This is a genomic window from Olleya sp. KJ81-1 (assembly GCF_055808135.1).
In genome coordinates, this window is the sequence record NZ_CM147854.1 from 2,519,811 (window position 1) to 2,540,865 (window position 21,055).

Consider the following 21,055-nt stretch of genomic DNA (forward strand, 5'->3'; position numbering starts at 1 on the left):
ACAGTTCCGCTTATTGTTTGAGCATAACTATAATTAAGAAAAAAATAAGAGATAAATAAGTTTATTTGTGTAGTTATTCAAAATTGATACAATGAATATGTTATTGTTGCGATTTATGTATTTTTTTAAAGCTTTATTATATTCCTCGTCATCTTGGTCTATGTAGTTTTCAATACCTCCTCTAGAAGATTCTACACCAACTGCATTTTCATTTGGTTTATAGCTAATAAGTTCAATAGCTTTTTTCTTGTATAAAGCTTTAAATTCTTCCCATGTAAGTGCTTTTTTTATATTAAGTGGGTTTTCAATAGTGTCTAAATTAATTTTTGCGTTTTTTATATTAAATGCTTCGAAAACTATAAAATTATCTAATGATTTAATCTCTAAAATCATTCCTGGTAATCCATCATACTTCCATGGACCACCAATAGGAAGCTCTGGTGTAAACCACGCTTCATATTGTCTTCCTCTAAAATCCATAGTAGCTAACTGACATTTAAAGCCTAAAATCTCTTTACTATCGCTTAAAATAGTCCAATTATAGATGTTTAGGCTGTCTCTGACTACAAAATACTTGTAGGCTATTTCATGTTTATTGTAAAAACTATTATTATTGTAATCTTTAAAGACTACACTCACATTTTTATCTGATGGTGTGTATATAAAAGCAGTGTCATCGTCATCATCCATGACAAGTTTATCTGTGTTTTTATATGGGGTTTTTCTTTGAAATAGTGATTTTTCAAACTCAATAAAAGTAGTTAACTCATAAACGCCATGTAATGTATTTTGAGTTGCCTCTACGGTTAAACTTCTATCATATTGTACTTGGTAAACACTTATAGAGTCTTGTTGTGCATAAACATTTAATTCAAATAGAATTATAATTGTTAATATAAATATTTTTTTATCATAATTTAACTAAAAAATTTTGGAGGTTAGTTCTAATAATAAACTAACCTCCAAGTTTACTTTTAATATAAGTTTTTTTATTGTAGACCACCAATTGTAGACTGTGCATTACCATATGCATTAGATCCACAATTAGACATTGCAACGCTTGGTGATGATCCAGTACCCATACCATAAATTTTTCTTGTTTCTCCTGTTTCATGGTTTGTAATAGTTACATAACAAAGAGCAATATATCGTTGATCAACATTAGTCATTACTATGTTAAGTAACTTCTGGTTTGTTAATTCAAGACTGCTAGTTTTGGACTTAATGTCTTCGTTTCTTATAGAGTTATTTGCCAAACTGGCTAGCGCAAAAAACATCATAACAACTGTCAATTATTTTTTCATAATTTCTAAAATTTTAAACCAATTACATTGTTTAAACTGGTTGATTATTAATTAAGTTATTAGTCGATATTAAATTAATAGTTGGCGCTATTAAATTAATAGTTGGCGAAAAAATAAAAAAACAAGCGCTTGTTAAAGATTAATCTTGTGTCTCTAGCTAGTAGTTAAAATCGACAACGTTTAACTATTTTACTATTAACAAATCGAAGCTAAGTTTAAAAAAATAAAACAACAGTTTTTTAAGCGTTTTTTTTGCGCCTTATCGAAAGTAGCATATTTTACTCATTTTGTGTTGTGGTTAAAACCTCACCTATCTGTTTTTAAGCATATTAAAATTATAAAAATCAATTTTTTTTACAATTTATAAATCACTTTAAACATGATAATACGTGGTAAAACAAATGTTTTACTATCCTGAATCAAAAAGTTACTAAAGTTATTGGTTTGTCTAAATTTGACATCAAACATATTACTTGCACTAACCTCAAAACCCCAAGGACTATCTTCGGTTTGATAAAACAAACTGGCATTAGCCATATCAAATTGATTGGTGTTATTTGTTGTTTTGTTATTAAAGGTATCTAAACTGTAGTCTGCTTTAAAAATAAAGTCGTTTAAAAAATCATACTCCAAATTGGTAAAAAAACTGGTATTTAAAAATTGAGTAAGATTTCCTCTAGATTTGTAATTACTAGTCGCGTGCTTATAACCAACCTCAATATTAGGATGGTTTTTAAAATTAGTTTCTAGGCTTAGTGTATTATTAAAGTTTTTAGAACTGTTTAAACTAGTATTTAGATTTACAATTTGATAGTAATCATTATAACTCCATCTAGAATTAAATTTCAGCTTTAGCTTTTTAATATTTTTAGAAAAACGACCAGACACACTAAGCGCTTGCTCTGGTTGATCAAACATTACTGGTGTGCTAAACTGCTCGATACCTTGCAACTGTATTGTATTTTTTATGCTTTTTACACGTTTATTATAAGTTGTAATCAGACTATAATTTAAACCTCTAAACAAACTAAATCTCCTATAACTTACACTTGCAGTATGGTATAATGTATTACTTAGGTTTGCGTCACCTTTAAACACACTATTAAAATTATTTAAAACAAAATTATTTACAATCCTGTTTACTGTTGGAAAAGTAGCGTTAAGCTTATATTTAAAATCTATTTTTTCGGAATTACTAAACTCGATATTACTAGTAAATTGAGGTAATAGTACTGTTTTAGAATTACTTATACCATGAGACAATTGATTAGCCTGCCAATTATAAAAATGAAGATAAGCTGCAGGCTTAAATGTTGCAATCCCTATTTGAAACTTGTACTCTAAGCCTAAATAAGTATCCATTAAATTATAATGCAACTGATTATTAAATCCTGCGGTTTCAAAATTGTTAATAGTCCCATCACTAAGTTGTTGTAAATCTTGAGTATTAAAACTATTAAATGCTGCATTAACACCCAAAGACGTATATAAATGATTAAAATTATTTAGTACCCAATAGTCTTTTAAAATGGTATTTACGCTATTGGTTTTTACCGTTTTAGTCTGTTGTATATTATAATTTACATCTATTTGCAAGGGTATTAAACCTTGTAATATTTGCTGATTGGTTAGCCAATTAGTAATGGGTTGATCATTTTTAAAATTATATATGCTTTGTAAAGTTGCGGTGTGATTTTTGGATAACTTCCTGCTATAACTAAAGTTTTGCTTTAGATTTAATCCTGTAACATTGTTAGTTGTGCTAATAGTATTATCCTGTGATGGATTAATCGTATTTATTACTCCTAAACCTTTATTGTTGGTTACTTTTATTACGGTATTTATATTTAGATCTTCTTTTATGGTTGGTTTATACTCTAAAGTTACTTTTCCTATGGTAAAAAAATTATCCAACGTATTATTAGCAAAACGTTGTTCTGTAAATGGTTGGTCAATATTTTGATAGGTATTTATGGTATTACTTGCAGTGGTATTTTTTTCGTTATTAACAATCGCATAAGCGCTTAAATCTGTAACCTGGTTAATGGATTGCCTGATATTAAAGGCGCCAAATTGGTTGGTACTAGACTTATAATCTTGATTGTCTAAAAATTGGGCAAAATCACTGCGATATAGTTTAAAATAGTTTCCTGAATCGCTTAACAATTTACCAATACCTCCTTCAAACTCTAAATAATCTTTAATAGTAAAACTTTTGACACCAGTGTTATTAAGATCACCAATAACGTTTACATTGGTTTTAGGGCTGTAATAAAAAATACTTGGATGTACTACGTAACGGTCTTTTATGCCTGCTCCAGCTTCAATATCTCCAAACATAAATTTTTTCTTGTCCTCTTTTAACTTAATGTTTAAAGCCATGTCATCGCTATCTTGCAAGCCTTTTAACATTGCGACATCATTGTAATTGTCTAAAACCTCAACTTTATCTACTGCATCTGCAGGAATATTATTAACAGCTAGTTTACTGTCTCCTGTAAAAAAGGTTTTATTTTCTACTAAAACTTTAGTGACTTTAGTACCATTAACTGTGACATTACCGCTACGATCCACGTCTACACCTGGTAATTTTTTAAGGACATCTTTAAGTTTACGTTCTTCGCCTGTTACAAATTTATCTGTTAGATAAACAATGGTGTCTTTTTTGACCACCATTGGTGGAGTGTATGTAATAGTGACCATGTCTAATTGGTCTAAATTTTCTTTTAAAATGATGTTATTGGAGGTGTCTTTGTCTAAATTAACATCTTCGACGTTAGGTAAAAACCCTAAATAACTTGTTGTAACGGTATAATTTTGATTTTTTTCTAATTGTAATTTGTAATTACCATCTTGGTTAGTAATTGCAAACGTAACGTCAATATTATCTGCAACTGGAACTGCCAAAATATTAGCATATTGCAAGGGTTGTTGCAAGCTGTCTGATACTTTACCTTGCAAGGTAATGGTTTGTGCTTGTAGAGCTACACTAATTGACATTACTAAAATCAAAACTAAATGTTTAATTAACATAGCTTTATTGTCTAGATTGCTTTGCTCGTTTTATTCTAGCTTCTAAATTAGCTTTAATTTCAGAAAAAAAGTTTTTCGTTGTACCTCTTTTCCTTCGGTTGGTTGCTCTATTTTGTGGTCTACATCAAATTTTATTTCTGAAGCAAAATAAGTGTTATTACCTACATTTACTTCTAAGATTAATCCAGGCAGACCTTCAAACTGAAGTGGACCAAAAGGTACTGGTATTTGTGGTGTATACCATGCCTCTATAGCCATACCATCTTTATAAGCCAAAACCTCTGAGCCATTTAATAGTTGTGCTTTAAAACAAGTATAATCGCCAATTTTTTTATAGTCTTTAGTCAACTTCCAATTTAGTTGCTTTGTGCTATCTACAACCAAAAGTTTTTCGCCTCCCATTGTCATTGCATACAATGTTTTGTTCTCTTTTAGATTAACGTAATACTTTTGGTGTTTTACTCTTTTTATAATTTTATTTAACTCGTTTTGTTCGTTGTCTGAATCTAAAGTTATTTTAATGTCATTTAAAGAAAAGTAGGATTGATTTGCATCAAATAGTAAGCTATAACTAAGATGTTTATAATTATCGGCATCTTCAACTATTTTTTTTAATGAGGACTCAGAAAAGTCACTTTTTAAATTTTCTTTTATAGCCTCAAGGTTTACTACTCTGTTGTAGGTTACCTTATTAATTTTGTTTTGACTAATCCCTTGATAAGCAAAACATAGTAGGAATATTAAAATATATTTCATAACTAAAAATTGAAACTGTTTAAAACGCCTTAAATATTAAAACTAAATTCTTGTTGTTTATTTTTATTTTTTTGAATTTTAGCCATTAATTATTCCTTCTTTCTTCTTTAAGTTTAGCTATTTTATGAGATAATTCTTTTTTAGAAATAAATTCGCCTTTTGGTGTTTTTTCAAGCTCCTGACTGTTTTTATGAAATTTTATTTGAGTAGCAGTATAAATTAAAGTTTTAAAATTTAATTCTAAAATTAATCCTGGTAAATTATAAAATCCTCTTGGACCAAATCTAAATGGTATTTCTGGTGCAAACCAAGCTGATACTTTATGCAATTGCTTTTTTCCATTGACATATTCAACATAATCTGTTGTTGCTAAATAGCAGACGTACTTATCAATTGTTTTACTTTGGTTTGTAATCTTCCAATTTTTAATACTAATAGAATCCTTATAAATGTATTTTTTATTTAAAAATTTAAACCACTTTTTGCATTCATTAGGTTTGATGTTATAATAATACTTGGTTTCAAGTTCAGACATGATTTTAGCAAGTTTAGACTCAAACGGATTAACATCATTATCCATTTGATTTACTCCAGTAAAAACTGCTGAATTTTGATTAGCATTTAAAATCATTTTTATCGAGCTTAATAATGCTATTCCCTTACTATAGGTTTTTACCACTTCTGGCGCATCCTCAATTTTATTTAAGTGCTTTTTAATGGTGTCATTTTCTACTTTTTGACTATTAAAAGTTATTTTATAATCAACGGTTAAACTTTGCTGAGCATAAGAATTTGCCACCAATAGAAAAATGAAAATAATATAGCTTGTTCTATTCATAATTTATTGACTCCAATAAGATCCAGCAATAAAATCTACTTCTAAAACACACTTATCAAAATAAGTGTTTCCTACTGCATAAGCAGCCTCAGCATCAAGACCCAAAGAAACGCCTAAGGCTTCATAACCTTCAGCACCAGCAAAACAATGATCATAATTAAACGATGGGTCTTCAATTTTTTTAAAATTAGACGATGTCGTACTCATCATAAATAAAGCCACAAAAGTTAATCCTAATACTTTTTTCATACTTTCTAAAATTTTAAAACAGCACATTGTTTAAACTGGTAGATTATTAATTAAGTTAATTTTCGCTATTAAATTTGTAATAAGTAGTCGAAAAAAATAAAAAACAAGCGCTTGTTAAAGATAAATCTTGTGTCTCTAGCTAGTAGTTAAAATCGACAAAGTTTAACTATTTTACTATTAACAAATCGAAGCTAAGTTTAAAAAAATAAAACAACAGTTTTTTAAGCGTTTTTTTTGCGCCTTATCGAAAGTAGCATATTTTACTCATTTTGTGTTGTGGTTAAAACCACACATAATCAAATATTTAGCAAAATACAGTGTATAAACTACTGTTTAGTAGATACAATTAGTCTTGACTTAACAAAAAAATGTTCGTAAATAAAAATAACCATGCTGTATATGGATTTTATTGTTGAAAATCCTAAGCCTTTTTTATACACCCAATAGTTATGCTTTAATAACTCTAATTTATTAGAAGAGATAGAGTTTGCTCTGACACGATAATATGCTAATGGCTCTTGGATGCCTAGAGCAGGTTTACCGGACTTTTTGATAGCAGACAACCATAGTAACCAATCCTGTCTTTTACGCAGGTTAGGCGCTTTTATTTTGCCTAAAGTTTTAGCATTATACATTCCGGTAAGATTACCAATGTAATTGGTTTTTAAATATTTTTTGTAACTGAGTTGTGGTAATGCTTTTACTAACTTGTTTAATGATTGTCCTGCCTCATTAATCTGTTTGTAACTACTAAAACTTACATCACAATTTTGAGTTAGCATAACATTAACTTGAACTTCCAATTTATTAGGCATCCACAAATCATCTGCATCTAAAAACGTGATAAAATCGCCTAGTGATGCATCAATACCTTTATTTCTGGATATTGCTGCGCCTGCATTAGTTGCATTTGATAGTAATTGAATATTGTCATGCATAGCAACATATTTTTTTACTAATGCAATGGTATTATCTGTTGAGCAGTCGTCTATTAGCCATAACTCCCAATTAGTATACGTCTGACACAAAATACTTTTTATAGTCTGATCTATAAAAGCTTCTGAGTTATACATTGGTGTTATTATAGAGACTAATGGTTTCATGTTTAGTAGGCTTCTTTTTGACCTTTAAAAACGTTTATCATGGTTTGAAAAATGATTCTAATATCTAAGACTAGTGACCAATTTTCGATATAAAAATTATCATATTTAATACGGTTAATTATGTCTTCGTCATTTTTAATTTCACCTCTATAACCTTTAACTTGGGCTAATCCTGTAACGCCAGGCTTAACGTTGTGTCTAAATATAAAATTGTACTTGTCAATTTTTTTGAATAGTCATCTGTATAAGATAGCATGTGTGGTCTGGGACCAACAACACTCATGTCACCTTTTAATACATTGTAAAATTGCGGAAACTCGTCCAAACTAGTTTTACGTAAAAACTTACCAATTTTAGTTACTCGTTTATCATTTTGGGTGATATAGGTTCCTGCAATAGTTTTATTAGTTTTTAATGATCTAAACTTATAACAATCAAACTCTTTATAATTAATTCCGTTACGTGTATGTTTATAAAACAAAGGTCCTTTAGATTCTAATTTTATAACAATAAACAATAATGGGACTAGCCATGATAAGATAAAAATTATAATAAGTGATGAAAAAACAACATCAAAAATGCGTTTAATAAATTTATTAAAATCATTATTTAATGTTACCTCTGGCATTGACAATACAGGTAGGTAATTATAATAATCTGTTTTTAATCTACTAGTTAGTAATTTGCTGGATCTTGGAATAAACTTTATATTACAATGATTAATCTCGGCATACTTTACATAATCATTGACTTGCTTCTCAGTTAGTTCATCAATTGCGCAATAAATCTCGTCAATACTTTTATCGTTAGATAAAAATTGAAAACTATCTGAAATATTTCCTGTAAACCCTTTAGCATCTGTATTTGCAAAGGTCGCTTTAATGGTATACCCTAATTCTTTGCGTTTAGTAAATAATTGTTTTAACTCTTGTGCACCTTCATCCTTTCCAATAATAACAACACGTCTAACATTACCTTTTAAAAAGGAACGATACGATTTTAAAATATAATAGCTAACTAGTTTTGCAGTACTTATAATTAAAAATGAAAGTAGTAAGTATTTAAGTGTTGTAAATGCAGGTGTATCTATGCTTCTAAAAGCACCTATAAAGGCATATACGATAATACCAAAAGCTAAAAATTGCTTTATAATTAAGGATATAATGTTAATACTTGAGGTGTAACGATAGACTTCGTAAAATCGCAATAAAGACGTCGATATCATCCAGAAAAATATTGAATACACCACATACAAAAAGTGTTTGTTATTCAATATATCTATATCAAAATAGTAAAGACTTGATTGATTAAAGTTAAAAAAGTAAAACGCAAGTACATTGATGACAACTAGGTCAAAAATGATTAATGCAGGTCTAAGTAACCAAGAGTACCTTCCGCGTTTATACTCCATAAAAAATTACTTATTATAATTTGAAAAGTCTTTGTGTTCGCTTTTATGAAGCTCTGCTTGCGTTAAGTTTTTAAAGTAGTCATAGGTTTTTTTCATTCCTTCCGCACGACCTACTTTAGGCTCCCAACCTAACAACTTTTTAGCCAATGCTATGTCTGGTTGACGTTGCATGGGATCGTCGACAGGTAAATCTTTATATATTACTTTTTGCGTTGTGCCTGTTAATTTAATAATCTCTTCTGCAAAATCTTTAATGGTAATTTCATGTGGATTACCAATATTAACTGGGTTTGCGTAATCGCTTAAAAGCAGTCTATAAATCCCTTCAACTTGGTCTGTCACATAACAAAATGAGCGCGTTTGCACACCATCACCAAATACGGTCAAGTCTTCACCACGCAATGCTTGTCCCATAAAAGCAGGAATTACACGTCCATCGTTAAGTCGCATTCTTGGTCCATAAGTGTTAAAAATACGGACAATACGTGTCTCTAATCCATGAAACCTATGATACGCCATAGTTATAGATTCTTGAAAACGTTTAGCCTCGTCATACACGCCTCTTGGTCCAATGGTATTAACATTACCATAGTAATCCTCTGTCTGTGGATGCACTAATGGGTCACCATAAACCTCTGATGTAGAAGCAATAAGTAACCTTGCATTTTTAGCTTTAGCCAAACCTAATAAATTATGTGTCCCTAAACTACCTACTTTTAGTGTTTGAATAGGTATTTTAAGATAATCTATTGGACTTGCAGGAGAAGCAAAATGTAAAATATAATCTAGGTCACCTTCTATATTTATAAAATTGGTAACGTCATGTTGTATAAAAAGAAAATTAGCATTTGAAGACAGGTGTGCTATATTTTTAGGATCTCCTGTTATAAAGTTATCCATACCAATAACAAAATAACCTTCATTTATAAAACGGTCACATAAGTGTGATCCTAAAAATCCTGCTGCTCCAGTAATTAAAACTCTTTTTTGACTCATTTATCTTCCTATTGACACATATTTAAATCCTTCATTTTCTACATCTTTTACGTCATATAGATTACGACCATCAAAAATTGAAAACGAGGACATTAATTGTTTCATTTTACTAAAATCTGGTGTTCTAAAAATACTCCATTCTGTTGATATAACTAACGCATCTGCATTATTTAATGCTTCATACATACTATCTGCAAAGTTAATTTTATCACCTAATTTACGTTTAACATTTGGCATAGCCTCTGGATCAAAAGCTGTAATATTACATCCTGCTTCTAACAATACGTCTATCATATATAATGCTGGAGCTTCTCTAATATCATCCGTTTCTGGTTTAAATGCTAATCCCCAAACAGCTATATTTTTCCCTTTTAAATCATTATTAAAATGAGATTCTATCTTAGGAATTAATACTAGTTTTTGTCTAGCATTGACATTAATAACTGCGTCTAAAATTTTAAAATCGTAATTATTATCTAATCCCGACTTATGTAATGCTTTTACATCTTTAGGAAAACATGAGCCACCATATCCAATCCCTGGAAATAAAAATCGTTTTCCGATACGAGAGTCTGTTCCCATACCAATTCTAACTTTATCTACGTCTGCTCCTACTTTTTCGCAAAAGTTAGCAATCTCATTCATAAAGGTTATTTTGGCAGCTAAAAACGAATTGGAAGCGTATTTTGTAAGTTCGGCAGACTTTTCATCCATTACAATAATTGGATTTCCAGATCTTACATATGGTTTATATAGTTTTTCCATAAGCTTAGTTGCACGATCGCTACTTGAACCAACAACGATACGCTCTGGCTTTAAAAAATCGTCTACAGCAAATCCTTCGCGTAAAAACTCTGGATTAGAAACAACATCAAAATCTACTCTTGCATTTTTAGATATGGCTGCTTTAACTTTATCAGATGTACCTACTGGTACTGTACTTTTGTCAACGATGACTTTATAGTCCTTTATTAACTTTCCAATATTATCTGCTACACCTAAAATATATTTAAGGTCTGCAGATCCATCTTCATCTTCTGGCGTTGGTAATGCAAGAAAAATGATATCTCCATGCTCCAATCCTTCTTCTAAACTAGTAGAAAATTTAAGCCTATTAGCTTTAATGTTTCTTTCAAATAATACATCTAAATGAGGCTCGTAAATCGGCACCTTTCCAGACTGCATTTGTTTTACTTTTTCCTGATCTATATCAATGCAAAGTACTTCGTTTCCTGTTTCGGCTAGACAAGTTCCTGTTACTAAACCAACGTAACCAGTACCAATTACTGCTATTTTCATTTGTTTTTTTCTTTTAAACTATCTTTTTATCAAAAACCTCATAATCAGAATTCATACTTAAAAATTCAGGTACAATATCCTTCATTTTTTTTACGATTTCATTTTTATTGTCTTCTTTAGCTAAAATAAATAACTCATTTACATCTTTGTTAATTTCTGTATGAGTACAGTTATCTACTTTGGCAATCATGATTTTGCTATTGTAAGTAGGCAATGTTGTAGATTTATCGCTTAGCAGCTCTTCATACAACTTTTCTCCTGGTCGTAATCCAACAACTTTAATATCAATATCTTTATAAGGCACAAAACCTGCTAAACGGATAATTTTTTTAGCCAAGTCAATTATCTTAACAGCTTCTCCCATATCAAAGATAAAAATCTCTCCACCATTACCCATTGCACCTGCTTCCAAAACTAATTGGCAAGCTTCTGGTATGGTCATAAAATATCTAATAATATCTGGATGCGTTATTGTTAAAGGTCCACCTTCTTCAATTTGTCTTTTAAATAATGGTACAACAGAGCCATTACTACCCAAAACATTTCCAAATCTAGTGGTTACAAAGTTAGTTTTGTTTTTAGGATCTGCCATAGCTTTAACCTGTAAAGCTTGGACATAAATCTCGGCAATACGTTTTGAGGCTCCCATTACGTTACTTGGGTTAACAGCCTTATCTGTAGAGACCATGACAAATTTTTCTGATTTAAATTTATAAGATAAATCCGCTACATTTTTTGATCCCATTATGTTAGCAAAAATAGCTTCCGATGGGTGTTTTTCCATTAATGGCACATGCTTGTATGCTGCTGCATGATAAACTACTTGTGGGTTATATTTTTTAAAAACATCTTCTAAAACATCTACTTTTCTTACATCTCCTATAATTGCTTCGAAGTTTAGATCTGGAAAATCATGTTTAATTTCTTGCTGAATTTCGTATAAAGGCGATTCTGCTTGATCAAAAATCAATAGTTTACTAGGTTTATAGCTAGCTACTTGTCTAACAATTTCGCTTCCAATAGAACCTGCTCCACCTGTAACTAGAATACATTTATTAAAAATTTCTTTTGCAACTAACTTGTTATCTAACTGTATTGGTTCTCTCTCTAAAATGTCTTCAATTTGTATTTTTTGAATTTGATTAGACAGTGTAGTGTTTTTTTCTATATCGGAAATTAAAGGCGCCCTAAAAACCTTGTAGTTAAACTCTAAACAGCTATCAACAATTTTAATACTTTCCTCTTTTGTTAAGGAGCTATCTGCTATAATAAGTGCTTGTGCATTATATATCCTAAGTAATACAGCTGTTTTACGTTTTAAATAAATAATTGGTAGACCTAATATTTCTTTACTTTTATTTTTACCATCCTTATCAATAAATCCTAAAACCTTGTATCGCGAAGGTTTTTCCGATTTTAATGCACTTGCTATTGCTATTGCATTTTCACTGGTACCATAAATTAAAACATTTAGTCTTGCTTCTTCATCATTGTAACGTTGGTAAACTTCAAAGACTTGTTTAACCAAAATCCTGAATAAAAATAAACCACAAAAAGATACGATGGAATATATAAACAGTTGAGGAATTGAAAACAACTCGTCTCCAACCAAATAAAAATAACCGTAGTATAATGCTAAGGACGAAAGCAATGTAGCTATAGACGCTAGGAAAAACTTAGCAGCATCAATAAAAGTTGAGTGCCTTATCAGGCCAGCATAAGTCCTAAATAGTATAAAAAATAAGACATTAATTACAACTATTAAAAGCTCCTCTTTTGAAAATCCTAAATTAAAAAAAGCTGCATTTTTAATTTTGCTTACAATAATCTTAGTAAAAAATAAAGAAATTACTAAAATGAAACTATCAAAACAAAGTATTGCCCACCTTGGTAAGTAATTTACATTTTTAAAATCTATCTTTTTCTGACTAGATTCTAAAACTTGAAATAAAGCTTGTTTTAATTGTTTAAACATTATGTGTAGCTATAAAAGAGTGTAAATATCTTAAATTAATCTATAATAGAGAAATATATCAATCTATTACTAGAATCAAAACCGAAAATAACTTTTAAAAATTATTATATTTTTTTCGCTACTGTTACTAAGAAGTATAAGTGATATCATTGCATAAGGCATAAACATTACCCTCATTCGACTTGCCAAACCTAGGTTATACATATAAATACTGTAAAAAGCTACAACACTAATTGCATAGATAATTAAGAATTTAAAAATCATACTCTTAAACACGGTAGGTTTGTTTTTTAAAAGTAAAATAAATATAACAAAAAGAATTATCCAAATTGCATTTTCAAACGAAACTAAATACTGTAGTATAGTTTGAGCATCATAAAAAAGAGGTCTAAATAAAACGAGAAACACCCTTTCAAAATAATTATTATCTAATAAATTAATTGAGCTACTTCCGTTTTCTTTAGCAAACAATATGACTTTTAGATAGTTTGACTTTAAGCTTTCAAGACTAGAGATTCTTAGAAAATTTAAAATTACTGGTACTGATACTGCTAAGATACTAGTGATTATTATTTTATATTTAAAAGAGAAATTTTTAAAATTTAAAATAATTAATGGAAACATAAGAATAGCTGCCAAATATGGTCTAATAAATAATATAATTACAATGCTAGCAATTATATTTAAGTTGCTAAATTTAAGATTATTTATTTTTTCAAAAACCATAGCCATTAATAAAAAAATAATAGCTTCTTTACTTATAGATACTGTCCAAAAATGTAGAGAAGGTATTATAAAAAAAGGGCAATCAAAGTCTTTTCTAATAGGGTTTTATTAGATATGCTTTTTGTAAGTATCTTAAAATAAATTAAATAACCTATAAAACTTAAAATGCTAAATAACAGAGAGAGACTAAAATAACTTATTCCTATTTTTACAAATGGGTATAACAAAAAAGGCATAGACTTGTTCCCTATTCCAAATAGGCTAAACCAATCAGTAGATTGGCTTGCTACATCATAAAATCTTCTAGAGTCTACATCATCTATATTAAGGTAAAAAAAACGATAAACAAATATAAAAAAGTGAACTATACTTACTCCAAATAGCAATATATTGGTATACAAACCATTTGATTTTTTTGCGAAAAATCTAAAAATCGCAACACACAGAACTACTAAAAGCAGTATAAATATTATATTAATTATCACTTTAGTTTGTTTTTGTTATAGTGATTAAAAACAGAGTTGTTAAGCGTTTATTTAATTACAAAAACAATGTAAAACTATTTTAAAGCATTAAAATACCGTTACTTAATAAGAGATGCTATACTATGTTTAATTCTGTTTTTTTCTTCTATTGTAAGATTTGATCCTGAAGGCAAACACAGACCCTTTACAAATAAACTCTCTGAAAACCCATCTCCATAATAAGGATTATCCGCACAAACAGGTTGTAAATGCATTGGTTTCCATAAAGGTCTAGTTTCAATATTATCAGCCTCCATAGCTTCCTGAAATTGAGTTTTTGTAAACGCAGCGTTTTCATGTATTAAAATACAACTTAACCAAAAATTTGAGTAAAAATCTGAACTAGGTTGTTTTTGCACCTCTACTCCTTTGATATCTTCAAACAAATCAACATAAAAATCATGCATATCTCTTCTTAAAGCAATGTGTTTATCTAAAACTTCCATTTGACCTCTTCCTATTCCTGCACTAATATTACTCATCCTGTAATTGTATCCAATTTTAGAATGCTCGTAATGTGGTGCGTTATCTCTTGCTTGCGTAGCATAGAAAACCGTTTGAATCTTATCCTCATCCGTATTACACACCATTGCTCCACCTCCTGATGTCGTAATTATTTTGTTACCATTAAAAGATAATATAGAAAAATCTCCAAATGTACCACACTTCCTTCCTTTATAAGTTGACCCCAAAGCTTCTGCAGCATCTTCAATAACTGGGATTTTATACTTTGAAGCTACTTGCAATAATTCGTCAATTTTTGAAGGCATTCCATATAAATGAACTATAATAATTGCTTTTGGTTTTTTACCTTTAGCTATTCTATCTTCTATGGCTATTTCAAGTTGTTTAGGGCACATATTCCAAGTTTCAGACTCACTATCTACAAACACAGGTGTTGCTCCTTGATATGCTATTGGGTTAGATGAACCACAAAAAGTAAAGGTTTGACAAATAACCTCATCATTTAGTTGAACTCCCAATTGAACTAACGCTAAGTGTATAGCTGCAGTACCAGATGATAAACATGCTACTTTTTTATCTTCACCTAAATAAGTTTCTAAATCTTTTTCAAAACCATTCACGTTTGGTCCTAGTGGTGCTATCCAGTTAGCCTCAAAAGCTTCTTTTACATAATCTTGTTCAGTTCCTCCCATATGTGGAGAGGATAGCCATATTTTAGTATTCATAGTCTAATGGAATTTTATTGGTTTTGCTGGTATACCAACTGCTGTACAATTGGCTGGTAATGTTTTTGCAACGACTGCTCCTGCGCCAACAATAGTGTTTTCTCCAATACTTAATTGATTTATTATTTTTGCACCTGTACCAACATAAACAGACTGATTAATATCTACCTCACCAGAAATATTTACACTAGGCATAAATGAGCTATAATCACCAATTTTAGTGTCATGTCCAACTGTACAACATAAATTAAGAGTGATAAAGTTTTCTATTATTATATTACATGTTAAGATGTTTCCTGCACAAATGATATTACCTTTTCCTAATGTTACATCATCACCAGATAGTATAACAGAAGGATGAATTAAATTAGGGAAATTAATGTTTGAATTTGTTATACTGGATATTAATCTTTGTTTAACATCAGGAACACCAATGCCTAAAGCTACATTTAGTTTATAATCAATTTTATTTAAATCAGTTAATCCTCCTAATACCATTAATCCATTAACTATGGTACCACGATCAATATTATCATCAAAGAAACCTATTAAATTATACCTTTTTTCTGATTGATTAATGCTATCTATTAAAGTTTTAACTTCTCGCCCAAAACCTCCAGCTCCAATTATTGCAATTTTTTCCATAATATATTAACTACCTTTAAATTTAGTGGTTGTTGCTTGGTTTTCAGTATTGATATCTTCTGATTTTATTACTTTAAAAATTGTTTTTATGAAGATTTTAATATCCAATTTAAAACTAATGTTTTCAACATACCAAACATCTAATTCAAACTTTTTCTCCCAACTAATAGCATTTCTGCCATTTACTTGTGCCCAACCAGTTATTCCTGGTTTAACTAGATGTCTCTTATTTTGTTCCTTTGAATATAGTGGTAAATACTCTACCAATAAAGGTCTAGGACCAATTAAACTCATATCTCCTTTAATTACGTTAATTAATTGAGGGATTTCGTCTAATGATAATTTCCTAATAATTTTCCCAGCTTTAGACAACCTTTGTTCATCTGATAATAAATTTCCATGAACATCTTTTTTGTCATTCATGGTTTTAAATTTTATTATTGAAAATATTTTACAGTTTTCACCTGGTCTTTTTTGAAAAAAATGGAGAGCCTTGATTATAAAACCACAAATAAATTAAGACAATTAAAAATATAGGGCATAAAAATATCATACCAGTTATTGATATGAGAAGGTCAATTAAGCGTTTAAAAATAGTTTTATACACAAGCAATTAATATAACAATGAGTCTAATGCTTTTTTAGAAAGCGCAATAATAGGAATGTGCCTATCTTTAACCTTAAAAGTTGTTAAGGTATTGTTTTGTTTATTTAACTGTACAAATTCATTTACATTAACAAATTCATCAAAATTATCTGAAGATATATCTATTAAATTACCGTCTCCAGATAGTTGGAATTTTTTTAAGCTAATTTGTTTTGGCTGTTCTCCTCCTAGAATAAGTCTTACTATCTTTGGTGAGCCAAATTTGTTTAAATCAAACTTAGCTTCAATAGTTTGAACTTCTTCTCCTTTATTTATTTTAAAATATCTTTTTTCCCATTGACTTGGGTCCTGCTGTAAGTTATATAGTACTTGAAACAACCCTTCTTCACTTGAGCTAAAATCAATTTTAACAATAAAATTTTCATCATCAATTTTGTTTTTATTCTCAGTTAATTTTTCCGTGTTGGTTTCATCTATTTCTAAATTTTGCTCATCTGTATCCGACTGATCGCTTTTGTCTGATTTACAGGCATTAACTGATATGATTAATAAAAATAGGATAACTAATTTAATGTTGATTTTCATAGTTCAAACTTTACAATTCAAATTTATAATTTTTTATATTCTTGTAGCAATTCTTCCCAAATATATTTTTGGTTATAATTAACGACTATTTTTTGTCTCGAATTTGCACTCATTTTCTTGCATAGATCGGAATTTTTTAAAATTAGTTCCATTTTCTCTTTTAACAAACCACTATCTTTAGTTGGTATAATTAAACCATTAAAGTTGTTTTCAATTATTTCGTTACAACCATTAATGTTGCTAACAATAGCAGGCAATCCCATTGCTCCTGCTTGCATAACTACATTTGGAAACCCTTCTCTGTAACTAGGAAAAACTAAAGCATTTGATATGGCCAAATAAGGTCTTACGTCCTTTTGAAAACCAACAGATATGATTTGATTGTTAGTTTCTATTTGGTTTAAAGTAAAGCTTTGCAAAGGGTCTAAATCACTCTCTAGAGGTCCTACAAGTAATAATTTGACACGACTGTTGTCTTTACTTATAGTTGAAAAAGCCTCTACCATCTCATTAATGCCTTTATCTGTAACCAGTCGACCTACAAAAATATATACAAAATCATTTGAAGTAACTTTTAGAGTTTCTTTGAGGTTTAATAAGTCAGATTCATTAAAATTAGATTTATTAAAATAATTTGTATCAATACCATTAGAACTACCTTTTCCAATAATACGTAACTTAGTCTTTGTGATTAACTTTTGTTCTAAAACAAAATCCTGCAATCCCTTAGAATTTGGATAAACTTTAGTAGCACAAGCATAGGTTATTTTTTCTACACCTAAGAGAATATGCCTTTTTAGGCCTTTTGCCTCCATAACAGGTAGACCTGCAATTGTATGTAACCTATTAGGAACTTTTGCAAGGTAAGACGCTATCATACCTAATAATCCTGCTTTTGGCGTATGAGTATGAACAATATAAGGTTTTTCGGATTTTAAAATTTTATATAGCTTATATAATGCGACAAAATCCTTAATTGGAGTAATTTGTCTAGTCATATTTACTGATAAAGTTCTTACCCCTTCATTTTTCTCGACTTCTTGTAACAAAGCACTTTTGGAAGAAATGCCTATTACATCAAAATGTTGTTTCATAAACCCTAGTTGCCCTTTTAAAAGAATGGCTAAGGATTGAGGAACTGTTGTTATCCGTATTAATTTGGGTTTTGACATTTGGTTATTGTTCTTCTATTAAATGCTTAATATTATTTTTTACTATTCTAAATTTTCCGCTATTCTCTTTTGGTATATCATTTACCGTATGAATGTTTAGCTTCATTTTTTCTCCTACACGATCAATCCAATTTTGTTTAAAAATTAATCGATTATTTTCATTAAAACTGGGTTTATCTATAACAATATTAATATCTAATTGATCTAAATTATCTTGTATTACTTGAAATTTAATAACGCCTTCTACACCTTTAAGTGTGTTTGATATGTTTCCTAAATTAATTTTTCCAGTTTCAGGAGAATACACAAAATCATTTATTCTACCCAATATCTCCAAAACAAGCGGATTATTATTACCACAATTACAAGTTTTATCTTGTGCTAATTTAAGTCTATCACCAATATCATACCTAATTAATGGCGTTCCATGAGTACTAAAAGACGTTAATATTAGTCTACCTGTATTTGCTGGTTTGTCGTCGTCGTCTAACACCTCAAATATACCACTTGAAAGCTCTAAATGTAGGTTTTTATTTACACATTCAAAAATAAATGGTGCTCCTTCTGAAGAAGCGTATTGATCATATATAGGAGCTTTAAAATAAGACTCAATTACTTCTCTGTCATTATCATTTATACTTTCAGCTGTTGGAAAAATAGCTTTTAAGTTATCACTGCTATATGCTAGGTTGTTTTTTAATCCATATTTTGCTATCTCAAGTAATGTGGAAGGGAATCCAACAAAATATTCTGGTTGATATTGAAGTAAATCTTTAATATAAAATTCTAAATATTTTTGATTAATATGAAATGTTGAATAAAATCTTACTTTATTAATAAAATCGTGCTTCCAAAACCTGTTTTTATTAACATCTCTGTCTGAAAGCAATTTTTTACCACTAAACCATGCTGTTTTTTTACCTAATTTGTAACCAAATCGTCCCCTAAAGTTATCTAAATAGGCAAATCTTGTTTGTATATCGTCTTTGGTATATATGACCTCTAAAGGTTTTCCTGTTGTACCTCCAGTTTTAGAGATAACTCCCTTATTTTTTGGAATAGTATAAACCAAATCAATATGTTTTCTTAACTCTTCTTTTTTTAAAATAGGAAGTATTTTAAAAGCTGAAATTGTTTCTATTTTATTGACATCAATATCCTTGTATTTTTCTTGATAAAATTTAGAGTTTAAAATAGTATAGTTTAAAAAACTTAAAGCTTTCTCTTCTTGAATTTGATTAATTTTTGATAATTTTAAATCTTCTTTTTTATTTATTTCAGCTCTATATTTTTTATAATTCCCTCCGTATCGCTTTTTATATTGCAAAGAATTAATCAAGGATATTACTAAGTTTTGAAATCCGTTTGGTAATAAAAAAAACAGCTTAAGCATAATAAATTCTAAAAATATTGTGACACATTATCGTGTTGTTTTTTAATATTAGATTTTGCGTCGTAAATCCTTACAATCGACTGGTAGCTTAATCTTTTAAGGTACCAATTAAAATCTCGCATTTGTTTTCTGCTATTAACAAACTTACTTATTTGTTTATTTCTAGCTTCTGTGTAATCAGACTCATTAATTTTTAGTTTTTCTGAATACTCCTTTATGTTTTTCTCAATAAGTTTTGATCCAACTACTAATTCTTTCTCATCACAATAAATAGGTATTGATTTATAGTTAGCTATTTTATTATCTATAATTTCAACTTCTAATATTATTGATGATTTATTATTTTCATTTTGAACAACTAATGGTTCTTTAGATTTTGTTGTATATATATCATCAAAACAAAAATTACCCAAACTATATGCTATAAGAGCGTTATTAACCGTTTCTATTCCTTGTAATACATGAGGATGATGACCATAGTAAACATAAGGAGCTGTTTCTGATAAACATCTTGCCATTTTTATATCTTCAAAGCTAGGAATGTTTATATGTTCTTGCCCACTATGCATACTTAATATATTAAAATAACCTTGACTATCAAACTTTTTAAAATTTTCTAATACATTTGGAAAATTTAAAACATTAACTCCGTACCCTTTTCTTTTACTATACATTCCTGCAGGACTAGTATTGTAGGCGCAGTAACCATGAAATGCAATTTTATTGTTATTTTTTTCAAAACAATATGCTTTATCTTCTATTCCAAAATAATTAATATTGTTTTCCTTTAATAACTTTAAAGTCAAATTGTAACCATCGATACCATAATCCAATAAATGGTTATTAGCTAGGTTAACACAACTTATGTTTAAGTATTTTAATAGTTGTACATTTTCATTAAGAGAACCTATACAAGCTGATTTTATTAAAGTTGGTTTTAAATCACCTACAAAAGGAGTCTCTAAATTACCAACTACTAAGTCGTACTTACTTAAAACCTCGGAAACAGATTTAAAATATTGCTTAATATCGGTATTGTTTTCTAAGGTATATTTTCCAAAAAAGCCAATATCACCTAACAATGCAATTTTCATAATGTAATATTTATATATATGCTTATAAATCAGACAAGACTAATATCTTTTCTTTTTTTAAGTGCACAAATATAACCAAATATAGATAAGGGATGTACATATATTTATGTCGTGTTGAAACACCTAAATTGTACAAAGTAAAGCTCATTATAAAC

18 protein-coding genes and 1 pseudogene are annotated in these 21,055 nt (G+C 29.2%); all 19 read right to left on the reverse strand.

Annotated elements, in window-relative coordinates; translation table 11 throughout:
• Nucleotides 1-33: 33 nt before the first annotated feature.
• The 19 genes and pseudogenes from AC0L3M_RS11910 to AC0L3M_RS12000 all read right to left on the reverse strand — a co-directional run bounded on the left by AC0L3M_RS11910 (nucleotide 34) and on the right by AC0L3M_RS12000 (nucleotide 20,900).
• Nucleotides 34-903 carry a GLPGLI family protein gene (locus AC0L3M_RS11910; protein WP_473432505.1) on the reverse strand — a complete coding sequence of 290 codons (870 nt, stop codon included), beginning with the start codon at nucleotides 901-903 and terminating at the stop codon, nucleotides 34-36.
• A gap of 86 nt (nucleotides 904-989) precedes the next feature.
• Nucleotides 990-1,280, reverse strand: coding sequence for a hypothetical protein (locus AC0L3M_RS11915; RefSeq protein WP_473430893.1), 291 nt, complete (start codon nucleotides 1,278-1,280; stop codon nucleotides 990-992).
• A 378-nt stretch (nucleotides 1,281-1,658) separates the two neighbouring features.
• Nucleotides 1,659-4,337, reverse strand: a complete 2,679-nt coding sequence (locus AC0L3M_RS11920) for a TonB-dependent receptor (protein ID WP_473430894.1) — start codon at nucleotides 4,335-4,337, stop codon at nucleotides 1,659-1,661.
• Nucleotides 4,338-4,379: 42 nt separating this feature from the next.
• On the reverse strand, nucleotides 4,380-5,093 hold the full coding sequence (locus AC0L3M_RS11925) for a GLPGLI family protein (RefSeq protein ID WP_473430895.1): 714 nt from the start codon (nucleotides 5,091-5,093) through the stop codon (nucleotides 4,380-4,382).
• An 85-nt stretch (nucleotides 5,094-5,178) separates the two neighbouring features.
• Nucleotides 5,179-5,931: a GLPGLI family protein gene (locus AC0L3M_RS11930; protein WP_473430896.1), complete on the reverse strand. Its 753-nt coding sequence runs from the start codon at nucleotides 5,929-5,931 to the stop codon at nucleotides 5,179-5,181.
• 3 nt (nucleotides 5,932-5,934) lie between these two features.
• Nucleotides 5,935-6,180 (reverse strand): hypothetical protein, encoded by a 246-nt coding sequence (locus AC0L3M_RS11935; protein WP_292942504.1) that lies wholly within the window; start codon nucleotides 6,178-6,180, stop codon nucleotides 5,935-5,937.
• 326 nt (nucleotides 6,181-6,506) lie between these two features.
• The gene (locus AC0L3M_RS11940) at nucleotides 6,507-7,283 is read right to left on the reverse strand and encodes a glycosyltransferase family 2 protein (RefSeq protein WP_473430897.1); all 777 of its coding nucleotides are present in this window, start codon (nucleotides 7,281-7,283) and stop codon (nucleotides 6,507-6,509) included.
• 2 nt (nucleotides 7,284-7,285) lie between these two features.
• The gene (locus AC0L3M_RS11945) at nucleotides 7,286-7,507 is read right to left on the reverse strand and encodes a sugar transferase (protein WP_473432506.1); all 222 of its coding nucleotides are present in this window, start codon (nucleotides 7,505-7,507) and stop codon (nucleotides 7,286-7,288) included.
• Entirely contained in the window at nucleotides 7,450-8,694 is a 1,245-nt protein-coding gene (locus tag AC0L3M_RS11950; protein WP_473430898.1) for a sugar transferase, read from the reverse strand. Before AC0L3M_RS11950 ends, AC0L3M_RS11945 begins: the two co-directional genes overlap by 58 nt.
• Nucleotides 8,695-8,700: 6 nt before the next feature.
• Complete coding sequence (locus AC0L3M_RS11955) at nucleotides 8,701-9,690, reverse strand: UDP-glucuronic acid decarboxylase family protein (protein WP_473430899.1); 990 nt, start codon at nucleotides 9,688-9,690, stop codon at nucleotides 8,701-8,703.
• Nucleotides 9,691-10,989 carry a UDP-glucose dehydrogenase family protein gene (locus AC0L3M_RS11960; protein WP_473430900.1) on the reverse strand — a complete coding sequence of 433 codons (1,299 nt, stop codon included), beginning with the start codon at nucleotides 10,987-10,989 and terminating at the stop codon, nucleotides 9,691-9,693.
• Nucleotides 10,990-11,002: 13 nt separating this feature from the next.
• Nucleotides 11,003-12,964, reverse strand: a complete 1,962-nt coding sequence (locus AC0L3M_RS11965) for a polysaccharide biosynthesis protein (RefSeq protein ID WP_473430901.1) — start codon at nucleotides 12,962-12,964, stop codon at nucleotides 11,003-11,005.
• Nucleotides 12,965-14,273: 1,309 nt separating this feature from the next.
• Nucleotides 14,274-15,404, reverse strand: a complete 1,131-nt coding sequence (locus AC0L3M_RS11970; protein WP_473430902.1) for a DegT/DnrJ/EryC1/StrS family aminotransferase — start codon at nucleotides 15,402-15,404, stop codon at nucleotides 14,274-14,276.
• A gap of 3 nt (nucleotides 15,405-15,407) precedes the next feature.
• Nucleotides 15,408-16,049: an acetyltransferase gene (locus AC0L3M_RS11975; RefSeq protein WP_473430903.1), complete on the reverse strand. Its 642-nt coding sequence runs from the start codon at nucleotides 16,047-16,049 to the stop codon at nucleotides 15,408-15,410.
• A gap of 6 nt (nucleotides 16,050-16,055) precedes the next feature.
• Nucleotides 16,056-16,656, reverse strand: a pseudogene (locus AC0L3M_RS11980) (sugar transferase).
• Between the two features lie 6 nt (nucleotides 16,657-16,662).
• Entirely contained in the window at nucleotides 16,663-17,241 is a 579-nt protein-coding gene (locus AC0L3M_RS11985; protein WP_292948114.1) for a hypothetical protein, read from the reverse strand.
• 23 nt (nucleotides 17,242-17,264) lie between these two features.
• Nucleotides 17,265-18,413 (reverse strand): glycosyltransferase family 4 protein, encoded by a 1,149-nt coding sequence (locus tag AC0L3M_RS11990; RefSeq protein ID WP_473430904.1) that lies wholly within the window; start codon nucleotides 18,411-18,413, stop codon nucleotides 17,265-17,267.
• A 4-nt stretch (nucleotides 18,414-18,417) separates the two neighbouring features.
• Nucleotides 18,418-19,752 carry a phenylacetate--CoA ligase family protein gene (locus tag AC0L3M_RS11995; RefSeq protein ID WP_473430905.1) on the reverse strand — a complete coding sequence of 445 codons (1,335 nt, stop codon included), beginning with the start codon at nucleotides 19,750-19,752 and terminating at the stop codon, nucleotides 18,418-18,420.
• Nucleotides 19,753-19,814: 62 nt separating this feature from the next.
• Nucleotides 19,815-20,900 (reverse strand): CapA family protein, encoded by a 1,086-nt coding sequence (locus tag AC0L3M_RS12000; protein WP_473430906.1) that lies wholly within the window; start codon nucleotides 20,898-20,900, stop codon nucleotides 19,815-19,817.
• Between the last annotated feature and the right edge of the window lie 155 nt (nucleotides 20,901-21,055).